This window comes from Rhizobium sp. AC44/96 (assembly GCF_001692185.1).
Lineage (GTDB): Bacteria > Pseudomonadota > Alphaproteobacteria > Rhizobiales > Rhizobiaceae > Rhizobium.
The window spans coordinates 1-3266 of sequence record NZ_LXKO01000028.1 but is presented as its reverse complement, the minus strand read 5'-3'; the positions used below and the strand labels follow the sequence as shown (position 1 = coordinate 3266).

Sequence of the window (3266 nt, the reverse complement as noted above, 5' to 3'; positions counted from 1 at the left end):
GGGTTATGCGGAAGCCGTTCAGAAATCCCTCAGTAAGGTGGAGCGAAATTTCGATTTCATCGAAAGACAGGAACTGCGGCGCAGGATCGTTGACGCAAACGGCAATCCCTATGAGCGCCTACCGGAGCCGCTTGTGCTTCACGTTAAGGGTCTCGCAGAGCGCGCGGTAGCAAAAGACCTCGTAGAACAAACGTTGCACGCTTACACCGCTGTCAGCCAGCTCCCGCGCCATGATCGCATGGACACGGCAATAACCGTTGCAGCCATCGTTCGGAACGAGAAGCAGGCCAAGATCCGTGCAGAGCGGCCCGAGATCGCCGCCAAATATATTCGAGTGCGACACTCCGACGACGCTTGGCCGCTCGTTCGCCAGTGGCTGACAGAGAAAAAGGGATTATCCCCATCGCTCGTAGACGCCTTACGGAAGTCGGACGTGATCGCCGCCGATGGGAGCGCGAATTTCGTTGCGCGCCGATATGATAGCCGTGGCCGGGAAACCGGAGCCGAAATCTTCGATACACATCCAGCGGCCACGGGTAGCCAGCTCGCACCTGGCACCAAGGAAGACGGGGTATTTTCCATCGAGACACTGCCTGCCAGCAGATACACGACAGCTTTGAAGTATCAAGAAGTGGCAGTGGTGAAGAACGTCATGGAAGCGCTCTCCTATGCCGACAAGCATCCTCATCTGAGAGAAGTGCCGGCGCTTATCAGTTCCACCAATGGCTTGCGCACATCCCTCGAAAACCATGTGATTGGTGATATCGCTCGCGAAACCGACAAGCAAACTGGTCTCTATACGCGCTTTGCCATTGCGTATGACGCAACTCCAACTGGCGATCAGGCAAGTGAAGCTCTGACAAAATGGTTCAGCGACGACAGAAACGTGTTTTGGGCTGTTCGCCGCGACCGACCGAATGCGCCCGAGTGGGCGCTTGATACCGGACCAAACCCTGTTGATCGGCAGGCTAAAGTGAGCCTGCCGGGCAACTCTTTCGCGCCCTAGCTATCACTGATGGACGGTAACAGGCGTTCCTGCCCGAACCATCTCATACAGCTCCTCCACGTCTTCACGGTACATTCTGAAGCATCCGCTGGAAGCATTCGTTCCTATCGACGAAGGATCGTTCGTCCCATGGATTCTCAACAGGCCATCAGCGAGATAGAGCGCTCGCGTTCCGAGAGGATTCGATGGCCCCGGATCTACAACGGCAGGAAGGTTTGGGTTCTTTCGGCGCATTTCCGCCGTTGGTCGCCATTCTGGATGTTCCTTCTTCGACACCACACGGGTAGTGCCGAACCATTGCTTACCTTCTCTTCCGACAGCAATCGGGTAGGTGAACTGTTCACCTGAAGGCGTCGTGTAATAGAGGGTGTGTTCGCTGGTGATGATCTCGATTGAGCCCCGACCACCCCTTGCGGGCGGCTGGCGGGAGCCCGGCGCACCCTCCTCATAGAGCGGCGCGCGATCATATCCCTGCGGATCAGAGTAAGGATCGTGGTATTGGTACTGGTCGCCTTCCCAATATTCGTTCGGGCCATCGTAGCTTGGCTCGTAATACTGCGCTGACGCGTTGAAAGGCAGTAGCAAATACAAAGCCGCGACAGCGATGAACGCTAGTTTCATTTTTACTCCGTACAATTGCCCGCATCGAGCGTGACGATTTACGCTGAATATTGGTTTTTTTAGGTGTCCGTCCGGACTCTCACGATATGGGATCGTCTTCTGGATCGGGATCTTCTTCATACGCAAGACCCTGATTTTTTGCGACCTCCTGAAGGGCTCTAAAAATCACGCGCGGCTTCCAGCCAGCTTGCACGGCTTGATCAACCAGATCACGAAGCGGAAGGTCTAGTGCCTCCTCGCAAGACAACGCGTAGTCAGGATGTTCTGGAGCGAAATTCGGTGTGGTGACAGCCATCGAGAAACCCTTTGCGGGCAGGACAGTGGCCCCGCTTCAATCGTCCATCCTGTAAACGTCTGCATTGTCCTGGCGTTCCCTAAGTCCCTTGTAGGCCGCGTGTCGCAACTTGCTATCTGCCGTCCAGGCTCGATACTCGATCTCAGCGACAAGCGTCGGCTGAAGCCAGACAATAGACCGCTTTCCGTCATAGCGGACTGGCGGTGATTTCCGTTTCCATGGAAGTTTATCCATCATCGCCCGGAGATCGATCGCTGCGCGCTCCTTGAAGCCGGTCCCCACGCTTCCGACATATTGGAGATCTTGCCCGCTATAGGCAGCAAGCAAAAGGGACGAGAATCCGCCACGCGAGGAGATCGACGGCTCGTAGCCGACGATGAAGAACGCTTCAGATTGGACACACTTCAGTTTGATCCAATCTCCCATTCTGCCGCTTCGATAAGGACTATCGCGGTCCTTCCCGATAATACCCTCAAGACCTAGACGGCACGCATGATTGAGCAAGGCCGTAGGATCAGCGTCCAGCTCTTCCGACACACGGATCGCTCCCTCGCTGCCATCCAGCACGTCCTCCAAGAGATGTCGGCGCGACTGGTATTCGACGCCCCGCAAATCGTGTCCGTCCAAATACAGCAGATCGAAAGCGTACATCAGAGCTGGTGAAACGCCTTTCCCGCTCTTCCGACCGGAGGCCCCGAGGCTCTTCTGCAGAAGATTGAAATCTGACCGGCCTTCCTCATCGAGCATCACAGCTTCACCATCGAGAAGCATTGTGGCCGGTCCAAGCGCGCGGGCCGCGTCAACAATGGCTGGAAATCGATGCGACCAGTCAAAGCCACCTCTCGTGAGAACACGGACGCTCCCTGCTTCGACATGAACGTGGATTCTGTAGCCGTCCCATTTGACTTCCCATCCATAGCGGCCACCCGAAGGCGGCTTTTGCCTAAGCTCGGCAAGCGCAGGCTCCACCCGCTCGGGAAAGGGATCGAAGGCCAAACGAGGTTGCGCAGGATCACGTCTGCTGATCCGGCGACTTTGGATTGTTCCGCTCTCCTCACGTAGCAGCGGTTTTGACTTCGGCTTTTGAGGCGGTTTCGTCATTCCGCGATTGCAGCAGCGAAATCTTAAAAACCCACCTACATATACGGTTGAGGACAGTAATTGATTATTTGCACCATATGTGTTCTATATTTGTTCTTTCGCATATGCGCTCAGCGCGTGTTGAGGTGAATATGTCAGGTAAAGCCGCAACGTCTGCGGTCATCGCGGATCTTCAGGAGCAGATTGATAAGCTTGGAGGAGGTCGGGCTAAAACACGGCCACATCTCCCATTTGGCATACGGG

Annotated in this window: 4 protein-coding genes; 1 reads left to right on the top strand and 3 read right to left on the bottom strand. The window is 55.5% G+C overall.

Annotation, left to right across the window (positions count from 1 at the left end; all coding sequences use genetic code 11):
- On the top strand, positions 1-1006 hold a 1006-nt coding region (locus tag A6U87_RS30300; protein ID WP_206744129.1), incomplete at its 5' end, for a hypothetical protein.
- Between the two features lie 3 nt (positions 1007-1009).
- Here A6U87_RS30300 and A6U87_RS19795 read toward each other — a convergent pair.
- From A6U87_RS19795 to ligD, 3 genes are all read right to left on the bottom strand, one after another.
- A complete protein-coding gene (locus A6U87_RS19795; RefSeq protein WP_065693025.1) occupies positions 1010-1627 on the bottom strand; it encodes a L,D-transpeptidase in 618 nt (205 codons plus the stop codon).
- 79 nt (positions 1628-1706) lie between these two features.
- The gene (locus A6U87_RS29785) at positions 1707-1922 is read right to left on the bottom strand and encodes a hypothetical protein (RefSeq protein WP_141684012.1); all 216 of its coding nucleotides are present in this window, start codon (positions 1920-1922) and stop codon (positions 1707-1709) included.
- A gap of 36 nt (positions 1923-1958) precedes the next feature.
- On the bottom strand, positions 1959-3023 hold the full coding sequence (ligD, locus tag A6U87_RS19790) for a non-homologous end-joining DNA ligase (RefSeq protein ID WP_065693023.1): 1065 nt from the start codon (positions 3021-3023) through the stop codon (positions 1959-1961).
- Positions 3024-3266: the final 243 nt, after the last annotated feature.